This window comes from endosymbiont 'TC1' of Trimyema compressum, from assembly GCF_001584725.1.
GTDB lineage: Bacteria > Bacillota > TC1 > TC1 > TC1 > TC1.
This window is the reverse complement of sequence record NZ_CP014606.1, coordinates 1569349-1586453: the sequence shown is the minus strand read 5'-3', so window position 1 is coordinate 1586453 and position 17105 is coordinate 1569349. Positions and strand designations below refer to the sequence as shown.

The 17105-nt window shown below is 31.6% G+C and carries 24 protein-coding genes and 1 pseudogene; 16 read left to right on the top strand and 9 right to left on the bottom strand.

The genetic code is table 11. The annotated features are described in order from the left end of the window. Window positions 1-115 precede the first annotated feature (115 nt). Entirely contained in the window at window positions 116-487 is a 372-nt protein-coding gene (gene gcvH, locus AZF37_RS09900; protein WP_088370629.1) for a glycine cleavage system protein GcvH, read from the bottom strand. Window positions 488-706: 219 nt separating this feature from the next. Here gcvH and AZF37_RS09895 point away from each other — a divergent pair, with 219 nt between their 5' ends. Both AZF37_RS09895 and AZF37_RS09890 read left to right on the top strand, forming a co-directional pair. Next, the gene (locus AZF37_RS09895; RefSeq protein WP_088370628.1) at window positions 707-1219 is read left to right on the top strand and encodes an HdeD family acid-resistance protein; all 513 of its coding nucleotides are present in this window, start codon (window positions 707-709) and stop codon (window positions 1217-1219) included. A gap of 47 nt (window positions 1220-1266) precedes the next feature. Continuing rightward, the gene (locus tag AZF37_RS09890) at window positions 1267-1758 is read left to right on the top strand and encodes an HdeD family acid-resistance protein (protein ID WP_162474074.1); all 492 of its coding nucleotides are present in this window, start codon (window positions 1267-1269) and stop codon (window positions 1756-1758) included. A gap of 270 nt (window positions 1759-2028) precedes the next feature. Here AZF37_RS09890 and AZF37_RS09885 read toward each other — a convergent pair. The 8 genes and pseudogenes from AZF37_RS09885 to AZF37_RS09850 form a co-directional block, all read right to left on the bottom strand. Further along, window positions 2029-2856 (bottom strand): annotated as a pseudogene (locus tag AZF37_RS09885) (6-phosphofructokinase). Between the two features lie 62 nt (window positions 2857-2918). After that, window positions 2919-3494, bottom strand: coding sequence for a CvpA family protein (locus AZF37_RS09880; protein WP_162474073.1), 576 nt, complete (start codon window positions 3492-3494; stop codon window positions 2919-2921). A 9-nt stretch (window positions 3495-3503) separates the two neighbouring features. Next, window positions 3504-3995 (bottom strand): YajQ family cyclic di-GMP-binding protein, encoded by a 492-nt coding sequence (locus AZF37_RS09875; protein ID WP_088370625.1) that lies wholly within the window; start codon window positions 3993-3995, stop codon window positions 3504-3506. A gap of 12 nt (window positions 3996-4007) precedes the next feature. Further along, window positions 4008-5888, bottom strand: coding sequence for a selenocysteine-specific translation elongation factor (selB, locus tag AZF37_RS09870; RefSeq protein ID WP_162474072.1), 1881 nt, complete (start codon window positions 5886-5888; stop codon window positions 4008-4010). Further along, window positions 5885-7288, bottom strand: a complete 1404-nt coding sequence (gene selA, locus AZF37_RS09865; RefSeq protein ID WP_088370623.1) for an L-seryl-tRNA(Sec) selenium transferase — start codon at window positions 7286-7288, stop codon at window positions 5885-5887. The genes selB and selA overlap by 4 nt, the downstream gene beginning before the upstream one ends. Continuing rightward, entirely contained in the window at window positions 7285-8334 is a 1050-nt protein-coding gene (locus tag AZF37_RS09860) for an alanine racemase (protein WP_088370622.1), read from the bottom strand. The genes selA and AZF37_RS09860 overlap by 4 nt, the downstream gene beginning before the upstream one ends. 29 nt (window positions 8335-8363) lie before the next feature. Continuing rightward, a complete protein-coding gene (locus tag AZF37_RS09855; RefSeq protein ID WP_088370621.1) occupies window positions 8364-9224 on the bottom strand; it encodes a ParB/RepB/Spo0J family partition protein in 861 nt (286 codons plus the stop codon). Beyond that, window positions 9217-9972, bottom strand: coding sequence for a ParA family protein (locus tag AZF37_RS09850; RefSeq protein ID WP_088370620.1), 756 nt, complete (start codon window positions 9970-9972; stop codon window positions 9217-9219). Before AZF37_RS09850 ends, AZF37_RS09855 begins: the two co-directional genes overlap by 8 nt. A gap of 586 nt (window positions 9973-10558) precedes the next feature. On the opposite strand from AZF37_RS09850, the gene AZF37_RS09845 reads away from it, so the two are divergent. The 14 genes from AZF37_RS09845 to AZF37_RS09775 all read left to right on the top strand — a co-directional run bounded on the left by AZF37_RS09845 (window position 10559) and on the right by AZF37_RS09775 (window position 17096). Next, window positions 10559-10840 carry a hypothetical protein gene (locus tag AZF37_RS09845; protein ID WP_088370619.1) on the top strand — a complete coding sequence of 94 codons (282 nt, stop codon included), beginning with the start codon at window positions 10559-10561 and terminating at the stop codon, window positions 10838-10840. After that, entirely contained in the window at window positions 10806-11423 is a 618-nt protein-coding gene (locus AZF37_RS09840) for a pectate lyase-like adhesive domain-containing protein (protein ID WP_342668726.1), read from the top strand. Before AZF37_RS09845 ends, AZF37_RS09840 begins: the two co-directional genes overlap by 35 nt. Beyond that, the gene (locus AZF37_RS09835; protein WP_088370617.1) at window positions 11399-11926 is read left to right on the top strand and encodes a hypothetical protein; all 528 of its coding nucleotides are present in this window, start codon (window positions 11399-11401) and stop codon (window positions 11924-11926) included. The genes AZF37_RS09840 and AZF37_RS09835 overlap by 25 nt, the downstream gene beginning before the upstream one ends. A gap of 155 nt (window positions 11927-12081) precedes the next feature. Beyond that, entirely contained in the window at window positions 12082-12249 is a 168-nt protein-coding gene (locus AZF37_RS10935; protein WP_172793119.1) for a hypothetical protein, read from the top strand. Further along, the gene (locus tag AZF37_RS09825) at window positions 12212-12583 is read left to right on the top strand and encodes a hypothetical protein (protein ID WP_162474071.1); all 372 of its coding nucleotides are present in this window, start codon (window positions 12212-12214) and stop codon (window positions 12581-12583) included. Before AZF37_RS10935 ends, AZF37_RS09825 begins: the two co-directional genes overlap by 38 nt. 77 nt (window positions 12584-12660) lie before the next feature. Continuing rightward, a complete protein-coding gene (locus tag AZF37_RS09820; protein ID WP_088370614.1) occupies window positions 12661-12867 on the top strand; it encodes a hypothetical protein in 207 nt (68 codons plus the stop codon). Between the two features lie 133 nt (window positions 12868-13000). Then, complete coding sequence (locus AZF37_RS09815) at window positions 13001-13315, top strand: hypothetical protein (RefSeq protein WP_088370613.1); 315 nt, start codon at window positions 13001-13003, stop codon at window positions 13313-13315. Window positions 13316-13461: 146 nt separating this feature from the next. Next, window positions 13462-13746 (top strand): hypothetical protein, encoded by a 285-nt coding sequence (locus AZF37_RS09810; RefSeq protein WP_088370612.1) that lies wholly within the window; start codon window positions 13462-13464, stop codon window positions 13744-13746. After that, a complete protein-coding gene (locus tag AZF37_RS13560; protein ID WP_088370611.1) occupies window positions 13716-13814 on the top strand; it encodes a hypothetical protein in 99 nt (32 codons plus the stop codon). Before AZF37_RS09810 ends, AZF37_RS13560 begins: the two co-directional genes overlap by 31 nt. A 30-nt stretch (window positions 13815-13844) precedes the next feature. Further along, window positions 13845-14180: a hypothetical protein gene (locus AZF37_RS09800; RefSeq protein ID WP_162474070.1), complete on the top strand. Its 336-nt coding sequence runs from the start codon at window positions 13845-13847 to the stop codon at window positions 14178-14180. Between the two features lie 37 nt (window positions 14181-14217). Beyond that, window positions 14218-14892 carry a hypothetical protein gene (locus AZF37_RS09795; protein WP_088370609.1) on the top strand — a complete coding sequence of 225 codons (675 nt, stop codon included), beginning with the start codon at window positions 14218-14220 and terminating at the stop codon, window positions 14890-14892. 550 nt (window positions 14893-15442) lie between these two features. Beyond that, window positions 15443-15655, top strand: coding sequence for a hypothetical protein (locus AZF37_RS09790; protein WP_088370608.1), 213 nt, complete (start codon window positions 15443-15445; stop codon window positions 15653-15655). 109 nt (window positions 15656-15764) lie between these two features. Then, the gene (locus AZF37_RS09785) at window positions 15765-16265 is read left to right on the top strand and encodes a pectate lyase-like adhesive domain-containing protein (RefSeq protein WP_162474069.1); all 501 of its coding nucleotides are present in this window, start codon (window positions 15765-15767) and stop codon (window positions 16263-16265) included. Window positions 16266-16412: 147 nt separating this feature from the next. Next, window positions 16413-17096 carry a hypothetical protein gene (locus AZF37_RS09775; protein ID WP_162474068.1) on the top strand — a complete coding sequence of 228 codons (684 nt, stop codon included), beginning with the start codon at window positions 16413-16415 and terminating at the stop codon, window positions 17094-17096. The last annotated feature ends 9 nt before the right edge of the window (window positions 17097-17105 follow it).

Below are 17105 nucleotides of genomic sequence, written 5' to 3'. Positions count from 1 at the left end.
TTATTTTTTCCTTATTTGAAAGTAGAAAAAACAAGTACTTTAATCACATATACATGTAGTAAAAATACTTGTTTTATTACTCTAATTTTTAATAATTTAATAAATAATGTAGGATTTACTTCTTAATGAATTCTTCGTATTCACTGTTGCTCATTAGGTTATCTAATTCAGAAACATTTTCAATCTCAACAGCATATACCCATCCTTCGCCATAAGCGTCCTCATTAATAAGTGCTGGCTCATCTTCTAATTTTTCATTTACTTCGATTACTTTCCCAGAGATAGGAGCATACACATCTGAAACTGCTTTAACAGATTCAATTGTAGCAATACCTTCATCTTGTTTGAAAGAAGCATCAACTTCAGGTAATTCAACAAACACAACATCGCCCATAGCGTGTTGAGCATAGTCACTAATACCAATAACTGCTTTATCTCCTTCAACACGAACCCATTCATGGTTTTTAGTAAACTTTAAATTTTCCATTATTTCTCCTCCATTTATTGATTAATATATCCCCATTATATCCCTTTTCCAACATTTTTGCATTAGTTTTTACTAAAATTGTTATTTAAATAAAAAGTATATAATGAAATAAGAAATTTTTCTGATAAAACAAGATAATAACTATAGAAAATTAGTGTATAATGGACATAAATCTTAGATTATTAGATTATTAGATTATCATTAAAAAAGGTTTTTCTAGTGGAAAAAGTAGAAAAAGGTTGGCTTAGTTTAGTAATAGGCATTGCATTTATTATTTTAGGAATTGTATTTATGTTTAATTCTAATGCAGCAATGAATATTTTAAATATCTGTATTAGTGTTGTATTTATTATAGCAGGTGTCTTAACTTTAATAGAGTTTTTTAGAGTTAGAAAAATTGTAAATAGTTATTGGCTCTTGTTTGTCGCTATTATGGTTTTATTAATAGGGATAGTACTTTTATTTAATGTTAATGTACTAGCAGTTCTTTTACCAATGATTTTAGCAATTATTATTTTTGCTATGGGCTTATTATTATTTACTGCTTTTGGTTTTAAAAGAACTTACTTTTCCAGTTGGTGGATTTTCTTAATTGCAGCAATTATTTCTATTGTGTTTGCTTTAATAATATTTTTCAACCTATCAATTGGTGCAGCAACTATCACATTTTTTAGTGGTCTTTACTTTCTATTTGTTGGTTGTGTTTCTATTGGATCATTTTTTCGTAGATAGAAACAGAGGTCAACAGTAGGGAATTTTATAAAAAGGAGATGGTGATTATGGCAGAAGTTAAGAAAAAAAGACATTGGTCTTATTTGCTTCTAGGTATTGTTCTATTAATACTCGGCCTATACGTTATTGCAAATCCATTGATTGCGGTTACTACCTTGGTAATTATGTTTATTATTTCAACTTTTACAGCAGGTATTACAAGCATTATGGAATACTCAGCTCACAAGAGTAGTAAAGGTATTCTAGTTATAGGAATTTTAAACTTAATTTTTGGCTTTATATTTGTATTTAATTTTTTCGTAACAGTAGTATTTATGCCTTTTTTAGCAGGTATTTGGTTATTAGTTTGGGGCGTATTTGAAATTGGGGCTTCCATTAAAATGAAGCCAGTCTTTAAAAATTGGTGGCTTTATTTAATTACTGGTATACTATCTATCATTATTGAAATGCCTATGATGCTTAATTTTAATTTAGGCACTCAATTACTCTCTCTATTTTGGTATTTACATTATAATATTAGCCATCACAGCAGTTGTTAGTTTTTTTATGCCTGCAGAGCAAAATTATTAGGGATTATAAAGGAAGACCCTTAGTTCAATTATGAACTAAGGGTCTTTATCTTTGAAATTTTAATTAATCTCCCATACAGATTCCAATAGAACGAGCGGCAAGTAAAATAGGATCTTTTTTTGCACTGTCTTTAGTTTACCTGCTACATCGGCTAAAGGAACGGCTACTGCTTTTGCCTTTATTTAAGCTAACCATCTGCCCATATCTTTCTTTATGGATTAAATAGGCAACATAGGTACCTAGGTTAGTTGCAAGAAGCCTGTCCCTAGAAACTTTAGTGTGGAGCCACCTCTTTGAACGTGTCCTAGTACTGTTAAACGGCTTTCCATGCCTGTTAACTTTTCAAGTTTATTAGCTACTCTTTGACCAATACTTCTGAATTTTCTTTTTTGATCAATTTCTTCTTTTAATGAATTCATTTCATCACTGCTAATTGCGCCTTCAGCTACAACAATAATAGTAGAATCCTTATTTTCTATGGAACGGCTTTCTAAAGCATTACAGACTTTTTCAAAAGAAAATGGAATTTCTGGTATTAAGATAACATCATTGCCACTGGCTACACCTGCATAAAGACCAATCCATCCTGCTGCCCGGTGACCCATTACCTCTACAACCATAGCATGGTTGTGAGAAGAGGCTGTTGTGTGAATTCTATCAATAGCTTCTGTAGCGATATCCACTGCTGATGAAAATCCAAAACAAATATCAGTTCCAAAAATATCATTATCAATAGTTTTTGGTAGTGTTAAAACATTAAGACCTAATTTTTTTGCAAATTATAGGCTGTTTTATGAGTTCCGTTACCACCTAGAACCACGAGAAAATCTAATTTATGACAATGATAGTTATCATGATTTTTTTAATTTTTCCTCTTTATCAAGACCTTTAAAGGGCTTTTCTCGAGACGTTTTTAAAATAGTTCCACCTCTAGTCAATAGGCCTGATGTTTCCTCAATAGGTCTAAAATTATTTTCAATTAAACCTTTAAAACCATGATAAAAACCTATAGTCTCCAATATTATAGAGTTCTTTTGCTGCCTTAACAACGCCTCTAATAGCGGCATTTAAACCAGGGCAATCGCCACCAGCAGCTTAGAATACCTATTTTCTTCATAACAATCACTCCTTATTGCCCAATTTGGGATACCATACTTTGTAGAATTGCACTAATGCTATCGGCAACAAAAAATTTTAAGAAAAATGAACTATAAATAGTGGAAATAGCAATTGTAGGATTATAGACCATTAATATTATAGCAATAATAAAATTGCCTATTATCATTGCAAAAATACCTACAAAAATACCTACAATAATGCCTCCTAATTTGTTAGCAATTCTTGTGATTCTATGATTATTTATTTTTTGATCTAGTATATTACCAACAATTGTGAAAATAATATAGAGAATAATGAAAACTATAATAAAAGCAATAATAGAGCCAATTATTGCAGAGTTTTGGGTTTTAAAGCTTTCTACCAAGTTACTTGGAACAAATGTCAAAAGCACTTCCATATTATCTGAATAATTAACAGGAATAGCTTTTCCTATTATTGGTCCGAGAAAACCTTGTAAAAAGTAAGCTAAAAAGCCTGAAAGCAGTAATTTAATAAATATTAAAATTGTTTTGAAAAAACCGCGTAAGTAGCTGAGAAAAACAACAAAAAGAAAAATAACTAAAAGAACAATATCTATCCAAAACATCATAAACCTCTATCTATAATTAATGAATTGAATAGGAATATCCAAATCTTTTTCTTTAATTAGGACAATTACATTTTGAAGGTCATCGATGCTTTTGCCTGTTACACGTACTAAATCACCTTGAATTTGGCTCTGTACTTTTAATTTACTGTCTTTAATAATCTTAACTATACTCTTAGCCATTTCTTGATTCAAACCTTTTTTAAGATTAATATTTTGCTTAACCATACCACCTGCTGTTGATTCTATTTGACCTAAATCTAAAATTTTGATTGATAGGTTTCTTTTAATAATTTTAGACTGTAGTATATCAACTATGGCATGAATCTTGCTGTCATTTTCAGAAGTCAGCAAAATAGAATCCTTATTTAAGTTTATTTCTGATTTAGATCCTTTAAAATCATAACGATTCTCAATTTCTTTTCTTGTTTGATTAATAGCATTGTCCAGTTCTTGAAAATCAAAATCCGAAACAATGTCAAATGATGGGTTTTTAGCCATTTTTATCACTCCTTAAAATAATATTCTTACATCGTCTTGTCTTTTAGTTATTTTCTTATAGTCTAAATATTCTAAAAAAGGAAGTACATATTTTCGTGATGAATCAAGAATATCTCTTGCTTCACTGAGTTTTATACTGCCTTCTTTTTTAATAAAGTTTATGATTTTTTCTTTATTAGCTGCAAAAACTGTATTTAGAAGAAATAATTCTTCTCCTATTTTAATAAATATTTCCTGTTGTTGAAGGTGTTGGATATATTCAAATAAATCTTTTTTATTGATTTTTAAAAGAGTAGCATATTCTTCTAGAGACCTTGTATTAAAGCCATCTTTAGCATATAGCCTTTCGATTTTCTGGATAATACTTGCTGTTTTCTCATTGATAATAGGCTTATAATTCACTAAAGAAATACTGTCTCCTTTTACCATTATACCCTCTTTTTCCTCGAAAAGGAAAAGAAGGTTATTGTATTCTTTTGATGTTAGGCTAGAAAAGACTTTTGTTCTAATTTCTTCTTTTGGCACCCCTTGCCTTAAAGGGTGCTTTTCTAAGTACTGATTAATGTAATTCATCATATTATTTTTAAAGTAATCATAGGTACTTTTAGCGAGATAGTTGTTTTTTATTAAAATAACTTCATCACCACAGTTTTCAATTAATTCTAGAATGCTATCAATTGACATTTCTAAAAGTTTTGAAAGACTTTCTTTAGTAGCCATAGGGGTATCTATTAAACTATCTAAAAATGTTTCTTCTGGGGAACCTGCCATTTTTCTTTCCAGTAGTTGAATATATTCTTTGTTTTTTCTTTTGATATGTTTACCTTCTGTATCAATTATTGTAGCGCCACCAATTGTCTCCATTGGCGTTTGTGTTCTCACAATTATACGATCTCCCTTTGTACAGTTAATGGCTTTATCTAAATAAAAAGCACAGAACATACTATTGCCACTTTCTAAAGAATCATTTTCTAAGAGAATTAAGCGACCAAGCACTTCAGTAGTTCCTAAATAGAGTCTTACTTTTTGCCTATTCTTAAGGGCTTTTTTATCACCGAGTAAAGAAAAATAGGTTACAATTTTATAGGTAGGCTTAATAAAATGCTCTTTTATTAAGAGGCTACCTGTTACCACATCTTTTACTGCAATATCTGGAATATTTAAGGCTACTCTTTGGCCTGCTTCTGCAATGGGTTTATCCTCTCCATGAACCTGAATGTTCCTTACTTTTACCTGTTTTTTATGAGGCAGAAGTTCTAGAGTATCCCCAACTTTAATTTCGCCACTCCACAAGGTTCCCGTTATTATTGTACCAAAACCTGTTAAGGAAAAAGCTCTATCAATAGGTAAACGCGGAAAAACACCTTTTTCTTTTGTTGGTAATTTTTTGATTTCTGTATTTAAAGCTGCTTTTAAATCATTTATTCCAGTTTTGGAAATACTGTCTACAGCAATAATAGGTGTATTTTTATAGCCTCTTTCCTCTAAATATATTTTTATGTCGTCTTTTACTAATTCTAGCCATTCGTCATCCACTAAATCTTTTTTTGTAAGGACAACTATTAAATTTTTTATACCTAATAAATTAGCAATATCTAAATGTTCTTTAGTTTGAGGCATTATGCCCTCATCAGCTGCAATCACTAAAAGAATAATATCCATACCACCAACACCAGCTAGCATCTGACGAATAAATCTTTCATGACCAGGTACATCAACTAAACCAACTTTTGAGCCATCTGAAAGAACCAGTGGTGCAAAGCCAAGTTGAATAGAAATGCCTCTGTTCTGTTCTTCTTTTAGACGGTCAGTCATAATACCTGTTAAGGTTTTTGATAATTCAGTTTTGCCATGATCAATATGCCCAGCAGTGCCTACAATGTAGAAACTCATTTTAATAAAGTCTCCCATTCCTTAATAATGGATTCAGAAATTTTTGTAAATTTATCCTTTTCCAAAGCCCTAATATCTATGAGTAAAGCATCTTGATGCATTCGACACATAATACTAGGATTACCTTTTCTAAGGGCTTCCAAGAGTTTTTGACCTAAGCTGTTGTTGTTAAATTCTAGGGAGACACAATAAGATGGAAATAGAAGCTCTGGCAAAGAACCACCACCAACTAAAGCCTCAGTTTCAATTAAAGTTAAAGTAACATCTTTTAACTGATTCTCAAGAAAAGAGCATAGTAACTCGCCTTTGTGTTGTAAGGTTTCTTTTGAAACAGTCAGTTTTTCAAGGGTAGGATTAACTTCTGCTACTTTGTCCATATCTAAATATTCTCTTAATGTTGCCTCTAAGGCAGCTAATGTTAATTTATCTACTCTAAAGGCTCTCAGGAGCTGATGTTTTTTCATTTTTTCAATAAAAGCTTTTTTCCCTAAAATAATACCTGCTTGAGGTCCCCCTAATAGTTTGTCACCACTAAAGGAGAGTATATCGAGCCCTTCTTCAATAAGTATTTTTACTGTTGGCTCGTTTGGAATGCCATAATTTTTCAAATCATAAAGGGCACCACTTCCTAAATCGTAATAAATAGGAATGTTATATTTTTTGCCCAATTCTCCTAGTTCCTTAGTAGAAACGGATTCTGTAAATCCTTTAATAGCAAAATTACTGGTGTGTACTTTAACTAATAAAGCTGTGTTTTTATTAATGTTTTCAGCATAGTCTTTTAAGTGTGTTTTATTAGTTGTTCCGACTTCTTTTAAAATGGCACCACCTAAAGCCATAACCTCCGGTATTCTAAAGGAACCTCCTATTTCCACTAATTCTCCTCTAGAAACAATAGATTCTTTTTCTGAACTTATGGAAGCCAATATTAAAAGAACAGCTGCAGCATTATTATTAACCACGATAGCGTCCTCACAGCCAGTAAGTTCCTGTAATAGGGAGACCACATGATCATAACGTGAGCCTCTTTTTCCAGTTTCTAAATTTAATTCGAGATTTGAGGATTCTGAGGCCACTGAAACTATGGCATCAATAGCTTTTTTGCTTAGTGTAGCCCGCCCCAGATTCGTATGTAAAATTGTCCCTGTGCCATTAAGAACAGGACGTAAATTCATTTTCTCATCTTTATTAATAATAGCTTTAGTTTTATTTAAAATTTCTTTTTCGAGAGATGTTTCCATATTAATGGTGCCAGCCTTAATATTCTCTCGCACCTCATTAATTCCTTTGCGAATGGTTGCTAGAACATATTCTCTGCCATAAGTTTCCAATAAATCTTTTACGGTTTGATTTTTCAAGAGAATGTCCACACTGGGAATTTGTTTAAATAATTCATTCATCTTAATGACCTCTTCCTATCACTGTATACTTGCTGATTAATTGGTTTTAAAAAAACATATAGGGTATCATGTAGATTAACGACTGGGCAAGCATGATTTGGTAGTATTGTCAGTATTTGCCCTATTTGAATATTTTCTATGGATTTCCCTTCAATAACACCATGCTCTTCTGACAACCGTGTAATAACAAGGTCTGGATTTTCCATAATAACGCCAAAACCTTCCATGTTACTGTTGCCGTGAACCCCTTTGTCTAATCCAAGTGTTTTACTTCCACTATCAATAACAAGACGATCTATATATTTACCAATAACAGTTGCTTTTACATATAAAGCACATTCTTCTTTTTGGCATACTCCCAGAGAAACCGTTGTTCTATCGTAAAAAACATAGTTTCTCGGTCGGATTTCATCTACTTCTTTAACTTTGGAAACCCATTTAGCTGTTGGCGCAGAACCGCAGGAAACAAGAAGCGGCGGTTTTTTATAGGCTACTAATGCCTGACCTTCATAGGTGCCTACCTTTTCTAAAGATTCTTTACCACTGTAGCTATTGCCTCCATGGGCTAAGAAGCCAACAACTTTAATGTTTTCTATGTTTTTAAGTTTTTCTAACTCACTGGGGATTTTGTGTGGCTCAATACCTAGTCTGTTTAGTCCTGTATTGATTTTGAGCCAAACATTGCATGGTTTTACCTTAGAAAAATATGCATTTAAATATAGACCATGCTGATAGTCTAATACTAGTGCAGATAATTTACTTTCTTTTCCTAGCTTTTTATACTGCTTTATTTTTCTTTCACTCACTAATGGATAAGCTAATGTAATATTGTTAATGCCTTTTTTGACTAATGCTTTAGTTTCTTTTAAGGTCGAGGTTGTAATGCCAATAGAACCTCTTTTTAATTGTTCTTTAGCTATTTCAAGAGTTTTGTGACTTTTGAAGTGAGGTTTTAAGGAAACTTTATTTTCTCTACAAATCTTAGCCATATTTTCAATATTTCTTATTAGTTTTTCATAATCGATGTAAATATAAGGCGTTTCCATATTATCCTCCTTGTTTCACGTGAAACATTTTATTTCAAAAGTTTTTCAACAATTCTTATTAAATCTTCTTCATTATGGTATTTTAATACTATGCTTCCCTTGTTTTTACCTTTAATAAATACTTTTGTACCAAAAATTGATTCTAAATCTTTTTCAACTGCTTCCCTATGAACATCCTTTTCATTATTTCCTAGGGTTTTCGTTGTAGGTGTTTTTTTACTGATTTTCTCAATAGAAAAATCTTTTACTAAAGCCTCAACTTCTCGTACATTTAATCGATTTTCTACTATATAGTCTGCTAATGTCTCCTGATAACATTCATCTATTGCTAAAATTGAGCGTCCATGGCTGGCTGAAAGTTCACCTTTTTCTATATAATTTATAACTTGTTTAGGTAGTTGTTTTAAACGCAGTAAATTTGTAATATAGCTTCTGCTTTTTCCAACTTTTTTAGCTACCATATCCTGTGTGAGGGAAAATTGGCTTATGAGTTGTTCATAGGCTTCACTTTCTTCAAGTGGTGATAAATTTTCTCTCTGTATATTTTCAATAATTGCTAATTCCGATGAGCTTTCATCACTTACATTCTTTAAGAGCACAGGTACTTTTGATAAACCTGCTAACTGAGCAGCTCTTAGCCTTCTTTCTCCAGAAATTAAATAGTAGGCGCTTCCTTTTTTGAAAGCTACCAAAGGCTGTAATATACCATGTTCTTTTATTGAAGATGCTAATTCATTTAATGGTTTTTTTTCAAATATTTTTCTAGGTTGGTTGGGGTTTGGTCTGATTTTACTAATTGCTAAAGTTAAAATATTGTTTTGGTTTTCTGATTGATTCTCTTTTTCAAGAATTAGAGCCGAGAGTCCTTTTCCTAATCCTTTTTTAGCCACGCTTAATTACCTCCTTTGCTAAAGCCTCATAGGCTAAAGCTCCTTTTGATTGTTTATCATAAATACTAATTGGCTCTCCATGGCTAGGTGCTTCAGATAGACGTATGCTCCTAGGAATAATAGACTTAAATGCTTTTTCTTTAAAGTATGCTTTTACTTCTGCTACCACTTGAGCTGATAAGTTTGTGTTAGCGTTGTACATTGTCATTAAGGCACCACGCATTTCTAAGTCTGGGTTGAGACCTTTTTTTACTAATTCTACAGTTTTAAGAAGTTGTCCTAATCCTTCTAATGCATAGTATTCACATTGAATTGGTACAATGTAGTTATCTGCTGCAGTGAGAGCATTTAATGTAAGTAAGCCGAGAGATGGTGGACAGTCAATTAAGATATAATCATAATTGACTATTGTTTTTAGTAAATTTTTTAGTAAGTATTCTCTACTAATAACTGCTACCATTTCTATTTCTGCACCTGCTAGCTGAATAGTTGCTGGAATCAAATCCAGGTCTTCTACTGCTGTTTTGTGAATAACATTTTCAACAGGTTCATCATTAATTAGTCCATCATAGATGCATTTGCTTAAATCAAAACGATTAATGCCAAGGCCGCTTGTTGCATTACCTTGAGGGTCTAAATCAACAATAAGTGTTTTTTTTCCTAAAGATGCTAAGTAAGCTCCTAGGTTTATTGTAGTCGTTGTTTTTGCAACGCCGCCTTTTTGGTTAATAATTGCTATAGTTTTCATATTTACTTCCTTCTATAATAGTTATTACTTTATTTTAAATTATAACATAGGAAGATATTAAAAAGAATGTTTCACGTGAAATATTCTTTTTAATATCTTTTTTTACAAGTAATTCAGAAAGATTAAAATGAGTTCAAAAGTGAATTAAATGCAGTTAATTATATTTGTTTTTAGCAATATAATTTTATGTGTTTAGTTTGAGTTAAGATTAAAAAAATTCCCTTTTATTATAGGGTTTTAACAAGAAGATATTTAAACTTAAAAGCTGTAATTGCCTAATGATGATGTGTACAGAGAATATAAAATTACAGATTTGTAATTAATATAAAAAGAGATTGCTTCTTAAGATATATTATGTATTGGGTTCCTAATCGGCGTTTATTATTGCTTTAATCTATTGGAGATGATAATTTAAGTGTGTCTAAAACTATGGTGTATTGGTCAAAAAATCTAGTTCAGGAAATATATGTCATGAATTATTGTTCACATATTGTGTAGCATTTTATGATTTTAAAGTAAAATTGTGAATTGATATAAATTACTTAAAGTGAAAAATAGATTTTTTTCAAAATAGGGAGGGTATAAAATGAGTAAAGTGATGAAAAAGCAAGCTTTGTTTATGCTAATGGTATTTTTCTTTTCAGTAATACTAAACTGTATTGCAGTAGCAATAAGTGCTGGTAATGTAATGAGTGCAGACAAGCATTTGTTTAATATTGAACATGAGGCTATTGGACAAGAAGTCTCTTATTCCATTACTTTAGAAAAAGATAAAATTCTATCGCTAAAAGAAAATAATCAAGATCTTTTTCTAACAAATGAATTTAGTGAAAATGAATTTTTTTGCTGGGGAAATGTATTTAAATGATGAAGTGCTAAAGCGTGGTAGTTATGATGATTGGGATATGATGGTTGATGCTAATGGGGTAAATAAACAAATTGCCTCTATTAATTTAAATATCTTAAAAGAAGGTGAGAATAAAATATCTTTTAAGACGCATGTTTATGATGAGGAAAAAGAAAGTAGGTTTTATACTCAAATTGTTAATAGTGAAGGTAAAGCTTATGATGAAAATATTGAAACAGTACCTTTAGAAGAAAATAAGATAGATGAAGTTGCTGAAGAGCAAGAAGAAAAATTAGATCTAATTGATAACGTGGATGAAGAAGCTTTACCAGAAATTTCAACATTTGGTGCTAGGTCAGATGCTGTTAATGTTTCAAGTTGGTCAGAATTTATGGCTGCTGTTTCTTCACCAAGTGTTACACAAATTGATTTGAAAGGGAATATTACTAGAACATCTGGCTCAACAATTATGAACCTTCCTAGTAAAGATTTAATAATCAACGGAAATGGCAATCTATTAACTTTACTGGCAATCGTATTACAACAACTATGCAACCTTCTAGATCCACTTCAGGTAAGGTGTCATTTGTTAATGTCAAATTAGAAAGTTCTGGTGTTGTTTTCAAAAATGACAGTTATAGTAACTGGGATATTTTAATTAATAATGTATCTACTACATCAATTGCTGGATTACTAGATAATAGCAATACTAATTCCGGTAAAGTTGTTTTTGATGGTAATAATAGTATTAGAGGAACAAGTGTTTTAGTAAAGGGCTATAAGGATATAAGCTTCTTAGGCTCAACAACTACTGAAATGGTTTCAAATAATACTACGATACAAGCTAGTAGAGCAGATCGATTTAATGTTTCATCTGGTGCAAACGTAAGTTTTAAAAATACCAATACAACTGGAGATGCCTTAGTTGTTGGAAATACTTCTAGAGTAGAGTTAAATATTGAAAAAGGCGCTGTTGTCAATGTTGAAGGTAATGCTACTACCTCAAATGTATACAGTAGCCCTGCTCCGTTTTTAATAGATGGAAATGGTTCTCAAGTAATGACTATTACTGGAGAATTAAATGTAAAAAGTAAAAAATGGAAATAGTTTAGTTTTTAAACACAATTCCACAGGAGATAAAAATTCTACAGTTGCTGCAGGTGGTGTTCTTAATATTGATTGTACTCCAGCCAATAACACAACTGAATATGCAGCATTGTCATTGTATGGAAATAATGTAATAAAGGTTGTGACATTTAAAGATGGTGCACAAGTCAATATTAAATCTGCAGGCTATAGAGGCCATTTCATTAGCAGGAGGAAATAGGACCCTTAATACTGAAGGCAAAGGGACAGTCTTAAATGCAGAAGGTAGCTATTTGTCTATTGCTAATGAAATTCCTGGCGGTTCAAAATGTTGCTACTTATAATGTTAAAGGTGGCGCTAAAGCTATTTTAACAAGTCAGAGAGATAGTACAATCTATACAGTTGCTGCTCAGACAACTATGAATGTAGACGGTCCAGGGTCAGAATTTAAGTTAATTCATAATGGTGGATTATATGGTGCTTATTTTTCTGATGGTACTGGTGTTAGTACTATCAATATTACAGGTGGTGGCTTATTAGACGCTTATACAAATGAAGGACACAGAGCTGGTATTAATTTCCAAAGTCAAAAATCTGCAGCTATTAATATTTCGGGCACAGGAATGTTAGAGGATGGCACTAAAATTTATATTAGAGTAAATTTTATATTAGAGTAAATTCAATTAAAGAAAATACTAAAAGCACACTTGGCGATTATTCCCATGCTGCCATTAGTATTAGTTACTATGGAATTATGCCGCTAACAATCAATGTAAATGCAGGCGGTATATTAGTCGCAAAAAAAACAACAGCGAGAAAGATCCCGCTATTGATTGAGGCTCGCATAGAGATAGTAAAGTTACCATTGATAATGCGAGAGCTTTTGATATTAGAAATGATGGTTCTGGAGGAAGAGCTATTGGTGGATTTTTATCAAAAAATGATGCCATTCGTTTTATAGCTAAAAATACAGCTATAAGCACATGGTATATAGGAAATGACCTTATGATAATAATAAATTAGTATTATCATAGCAGGCAGGAAGTAATCCAATTAATGCTTTTCATAATGGTACAACGTATACCAATCCAGGGGTGTTTGGACCAGGAGCAAATAAAGCAACTGCTCGAGTAAACGAATTTAAACTACAAGAATATGGCCGTATTTATCAAGAAAATCCAGATCCATTTATTACTATTGATCAAAAACCAGCAACAACAGAAGCTGATTTAAAAAGTCGAGTGGATATAGGGACTCATGGCAGAACTCAAAGTATGACTTCTGTCCATGATATGGATACAACCGTATCAGGTACTGCTTATATGCAATCCATAATATCACCTGATAAGGTATTTGCTATGTCTGATACAAAAATAAATCTTTTTGTAAAAAAGCAGATGGCAAAATAGGTATAAATGTTAAAGGAAAATCAGCAGAAAGAGTTAATGATTACAGTAGCATATTAACAAATCCAGCAACTGTTAATGTCTACAAAAATGATGATACATTAATTGGTTCAGCGCTGCTTGCAAATGGAGATACGACTGGGAATAATTTGTTTAATGTAACTGTTGAAGCGGCTGAAGCAGATAAATTGCAATCAGGTGAAATAATATATGTAACCATAACGGATGATATAGACCCAGTTGATACTATTAAACCTCATAAAACGAATAAGGCATTTGGCATTGTAGAATCCACAATGCCAGAAGTATCTCTTAAGAAAACAGTAGAGAACCTCTCCAGAAACGATGTCAAATATTTTGTAGGAGATACTATTCGTTATGCCATTACTATGGACAATAAAAAATGGATTCCATTTGGAAAGACGTTGTTTTAAAAGATACATTGCCTTCACAAGTTGAATTTATTCCAAGCTCTTTAAAAGTTAACGGTTTAGGGAGCTAATATGATTTGAATTCAATTTCAATAGGGGATATGAGTACACTAGGAGTTGCGTCAGGCGGTAAAATATCTACTGTGACATTTGAAATAAAAATTACTTCTGGATATGGACAAACTTTTAATAATACAGCACGTGTTAAAGGCATAGCTATTGATGAAAACGACCAGAATGTTCTAGTTTCAAAAGAGGTTACAGAAGCAGCAGTGGCCATTTCCGAATCTCCAGTAGTTCCTAGTGTAATTAAAAGTGTGCAGAATTTAACATCACATGATGGCAAAAACTATGTAGGCGATACCTTAAAATACTCCATTGTGGTCTCTAACAAAGCTTTAAATAGCTCCATTTGGCAAGATATAACACTTCTTTGATTTTATACCAGAAGGACTTAATATTGATGTAAATAGTGTGCAAATAGATGGTGTAGTTGCAGGAGGAAAAGCAACATATGATTCTCAATATAGAGAACTAGAGGTTGAGTTAGGTGATATTGTCAATGGACAGTCAGTAACTGTCACTTTTGAGTCAGTAATTTTAGGAAGTGCAGCAGGAAAAACTATTAATAATTCTGCTATCGGTATTGAAGTAACCAAGTATCCTGTTAAATCTCGTGTATCAAAAGTATCTAAAAATTTGAATTCTACCGATGGTAGAAATCAACCAGGTGATATTGTGAGATATACAATAGATGTTGGCAATAGAGCTGTTGAAGAGTCTTTATGGGAAAGTGTAATCTTAATAGATGAATTGCCAATTGAAGTAACTTATAAACCAGGTGCAGTTTATTTAGATGGGGGGGTACATTTAGAGGATTCAGAAATATTCAACAATAATGTTTTAAAAATTAGTTTAGGAGATTTTAATAGTGGTGATCGTAGAACCCTTGTATTTGACACTATTATTAATCCTAGGATTGATGATAAGGACATTATAAATATCGTTTCAGTAAAAGGGTATGATGATGCAGCCATTACTCAAAACATAAAGAAAAGAAAAACAGGAAAAAAGAGTGTCCAACCAGTTCAGGGAATTTTAACGGAGAAAAAGCTGCTGATATGGGTGTTGAAGTGGGACATCCTTTAATTGAAAAACAACCTTTACATATTAATAATGTGGAGATAAAGGATAAATCTCAGACATTATTAAAAAATACCAAGCATTTAAAAAAATTAAAAATTTATTGAATGAACAATAATTTTAGAGAAAAGTCTACAGTTATGATTATAAAATGAATATGTTGAGAGGGTGTTTCTGCATCTTCTCAACTCTCGTAATAAAATTGATATAATAAATCTGTATTATTTAGTAGAATGACACATTGGTAAAGATGTTCTTGTATTGGGAATTATGAAACATATATATGTGATAATCTATTTAATTAAATTTTAATTAACAAAAAATTAAAAAATTACGAACAAGAATTGAAATTTATACTTTAAATTAATTGAAACGTAATTATTACAATGTTAGAATATTATTAGAATCATTTTGAATAAAAATTCAATTTTTTTTAAAATTAAATATAATAAAGTATAGTATGCTAATTGGTCATAGTAACTATATTTTAATATTGGTATTAAGAGGTTTGATTAGTCAATACAGTATTGATTGGCAAAATGGGAGGTTTGATTAAGTGAATAAAATATTAAAAAAACAAGCATTTTTCATGCTGGTTGTATTTCTGCTATCAGTAATACTAAACAGCGTGGCTATAGCGGGAAGCGCTAATGGTATATTTGGAAGTTCTACAGGTCTTTTAAATATAAATCATAAAACTAATGGGAAAGAGGTTTCATATTCAATTGCTTTGAATAAAGGGAACATAAACAGTAAAAAAAGGATCTGATGACCAACAGCTCTTTTTAACAAATGAATTCAGCGAAAGTGAAACTTTTGCTGGAGAAATGTTCTTAAATGGTAAAGCTTTAACTAAAGGGAGCCATGAGGATTAGGATATGATGGTGGATGCTAATGACAGTAATAAACAAATAGCATCATTAAATCTAGCCGTTCTTCAAGAGGGCGCTAATGAAATTACTTTTAAGACAACTGTAGATGAAGAACAGTCACAGAGTAGACTGTATACTCAAGTTGTAGACAATGAAGGTAAAGCATTAGATGAAAATATTGAGGTTATAGATATTGTCACGTTCGGTGACAATGGTACAACAGCTACCGTTTCTACATGGATAGATTTTATGACAGCAGTATCTTCACCTACTATAACTAAAATTGTTTTGAACGGTAATATTATAAGGGATTCTGGAGCTAGGACTATTCCTATTCCAAGTAAAGAGTTAACCATTGAAGGTAATGGGAATTCAATTACATTTACAGGTAGCGGTGATACGGCAAATCTTAAGCCTTTACAATCGACTACAGGAAAAATTGCTTTTTCTAATATAAAATTAGAGAGTGCTGGAACTGTTTTTATTAATGATAGTTCCAGTAATTGAGATGCCTTAATTAATAATGTTAATTCAACATTAATAGGTGGTTTAGTAGAAAATCAAAGTTTAACGACTGGAAAAATTGCTTTTGATGGTCAAAATAATATTAATGGAAAAGACGTTCTTGTTAAAGGATATAAAGAAATCACTTTTATGGGAACAACAACATCATCATTAACATCAAACAATGCATCCATTATTTCGACAGTAGCCGATAGCTTTACTGTATTATCAGGTGCTAAAGTAAATCTTAAAAATACAAGAACATCAATTACAGCAGGTATATCAGGTGAAGCAATATCTGTAGGCAATAATGTTAAAATTGATGTTAATATTAAAAAGGATGCTTTCATGAATGTGGAAAGTAATGTTATTTCCTCTAATGTTTATAGTAGTCCAGCTCCTTTTTTGCTAGATGGTAATGGTCAGCAAACAATGGTTCTTAATGGTGAATTAAATATAAAAAGTATGAATGGTAATGGTTTAGTTTTTAAAAATAATTCTACTGGTAATAAAAATTTAGCGGTAGGTAAGGGTGGTGTTCTTAATATCAACTGTACACCAACTAATGTTAATACAGAGTATGCTGCACTATCTTTATATGGAAACAATGTTACTAAAGTTGTAACCTTTAAAGATGGCGCACAAGTGAATATAAAATCAACTGGTTATAGAGCTATTTCTTTAGCAGGAGGTAACAGGACTCTTAATGCAGAAGGTCAAGAAACGGTTTTAAATGCAGAGGGTGACTCTTGGGCTATTGCTAATGAAGTTCCTGGAGGTTCAAATAATATTGCTGTATATAATGTTAAGGGTGGCGCGCCAAAACAAACTTAACAAGTCAAA

Coding starts and splice junctions, on each gene's coding strand:
- AZF37_RS09875 (WP_088370625.1), bottom strand. CDS start 3,995: ATGGCTAAAAACCCATCATTTGACATTGTTTCGGATTTTGATTTTCAA.
- AZF37_RS09800 (WP_162474070.1), top strand. CDS start 13,845: ATGAGTACACTAGGAGTTGCGTCAGGCGGTAAAATATCTACTGTGACA.
- AZF37_RS13560 (WP_088370611.1), top strand. CDS start 13,716: ATGGATTCCATTTGGAAAGACGTTGTTTTAAAAGATACATTGCCTTCA.
- AZF37_RS09820 (WP_088370614.1), top strand. CDS start 12,661: ATGCCGCTAACAATCAATGTAAATGCAGGCGGTATATTAGTCGCAAAA.
- AZF37_RS09860 (WP_088370622.1), bottom strand. CDS start 8,334: ATGGAAACGCCTTATATTTACATCGATTATGAAAAACTAATAAGAAAT.
- selB (WP_162474072.1), bottom strand. CDS start 5,888: ATGAGTTTCTACATTGTAGGCACTGCTGGGCATATTGATCATGGCAAA.
- AZF37_RS09775 (WP_162474068.1), top strand. CDS start 16,413: ATGGGAACAACAACATCATCATTAACATCAAACAATGCATCCATTATT.
- AZF37_RS10935 (WP_172793119.1), top strand. CDS start 12,082: ATGGTGCACAAGTCAATATTAAATCTGCAGGCTATAGAGGCCATTTCA.
- AZF37_RS09880 (WP_162474073.1), bottom strand. CDS start 3,494: ATGTTTTGGATAGATATTGTTCTTTTAGTTATTTTTCTTTTTGTTGTT.
- AZF37_RS09840 (WP_342668726.1), top strand. CDS start 10,806: ATGAATTTTTTTGCTGGGGAAATGTATTTAAATGATGAAGTGCTAAAG.
- AZF37_RS09845 (WP_088370619.1), top strand. CDS start 10,559: ATGAGTAAAGTGATGAAAAAGCAAGCTTTGTTTATGCTAATGGTATTT.
- gcvH (WP_088370629.1), bottom strand. CDS start 487: ATGGAAAATTTAAAGTTTACTAAAAACCATGAATGGGTTCGTGTTGAA.
- AZF37_RS09785 (WP_162474069.1), top strand. CDS start 15,765: ATGATGGTGGATGCTAATGACAGTAATAAACAAATAGCATCATTAAAT.
- AZF37_RS09850 (WP_088370620.1), bottom strand. CDS start 9,972: ATGAAAACTATAGCAATTATTAACCAAAAAGGCGGCGTTGCAAAAACA.
- selA (WP_088370623.1), bottom strand. CDS start 7,288: ATGAATGAATTATTTAAACAAATTCCCAGTGTGGACATTCTCTTGAAA.
- AZF37_RS09825 (WP_162474071.1), top strand. CDS start 12,212: ATGAAATTCCTGGCGGTTCAAAATGTTGCTACTTATAATGTTAAAGGT.
- AZF37_RS09890 (WP_162474074.1), top strand. CDS start 1,267: ATGGCAGAAGTTAAGAAAAAAAGACATTGGTCTTATTTGCTTCTAGGT.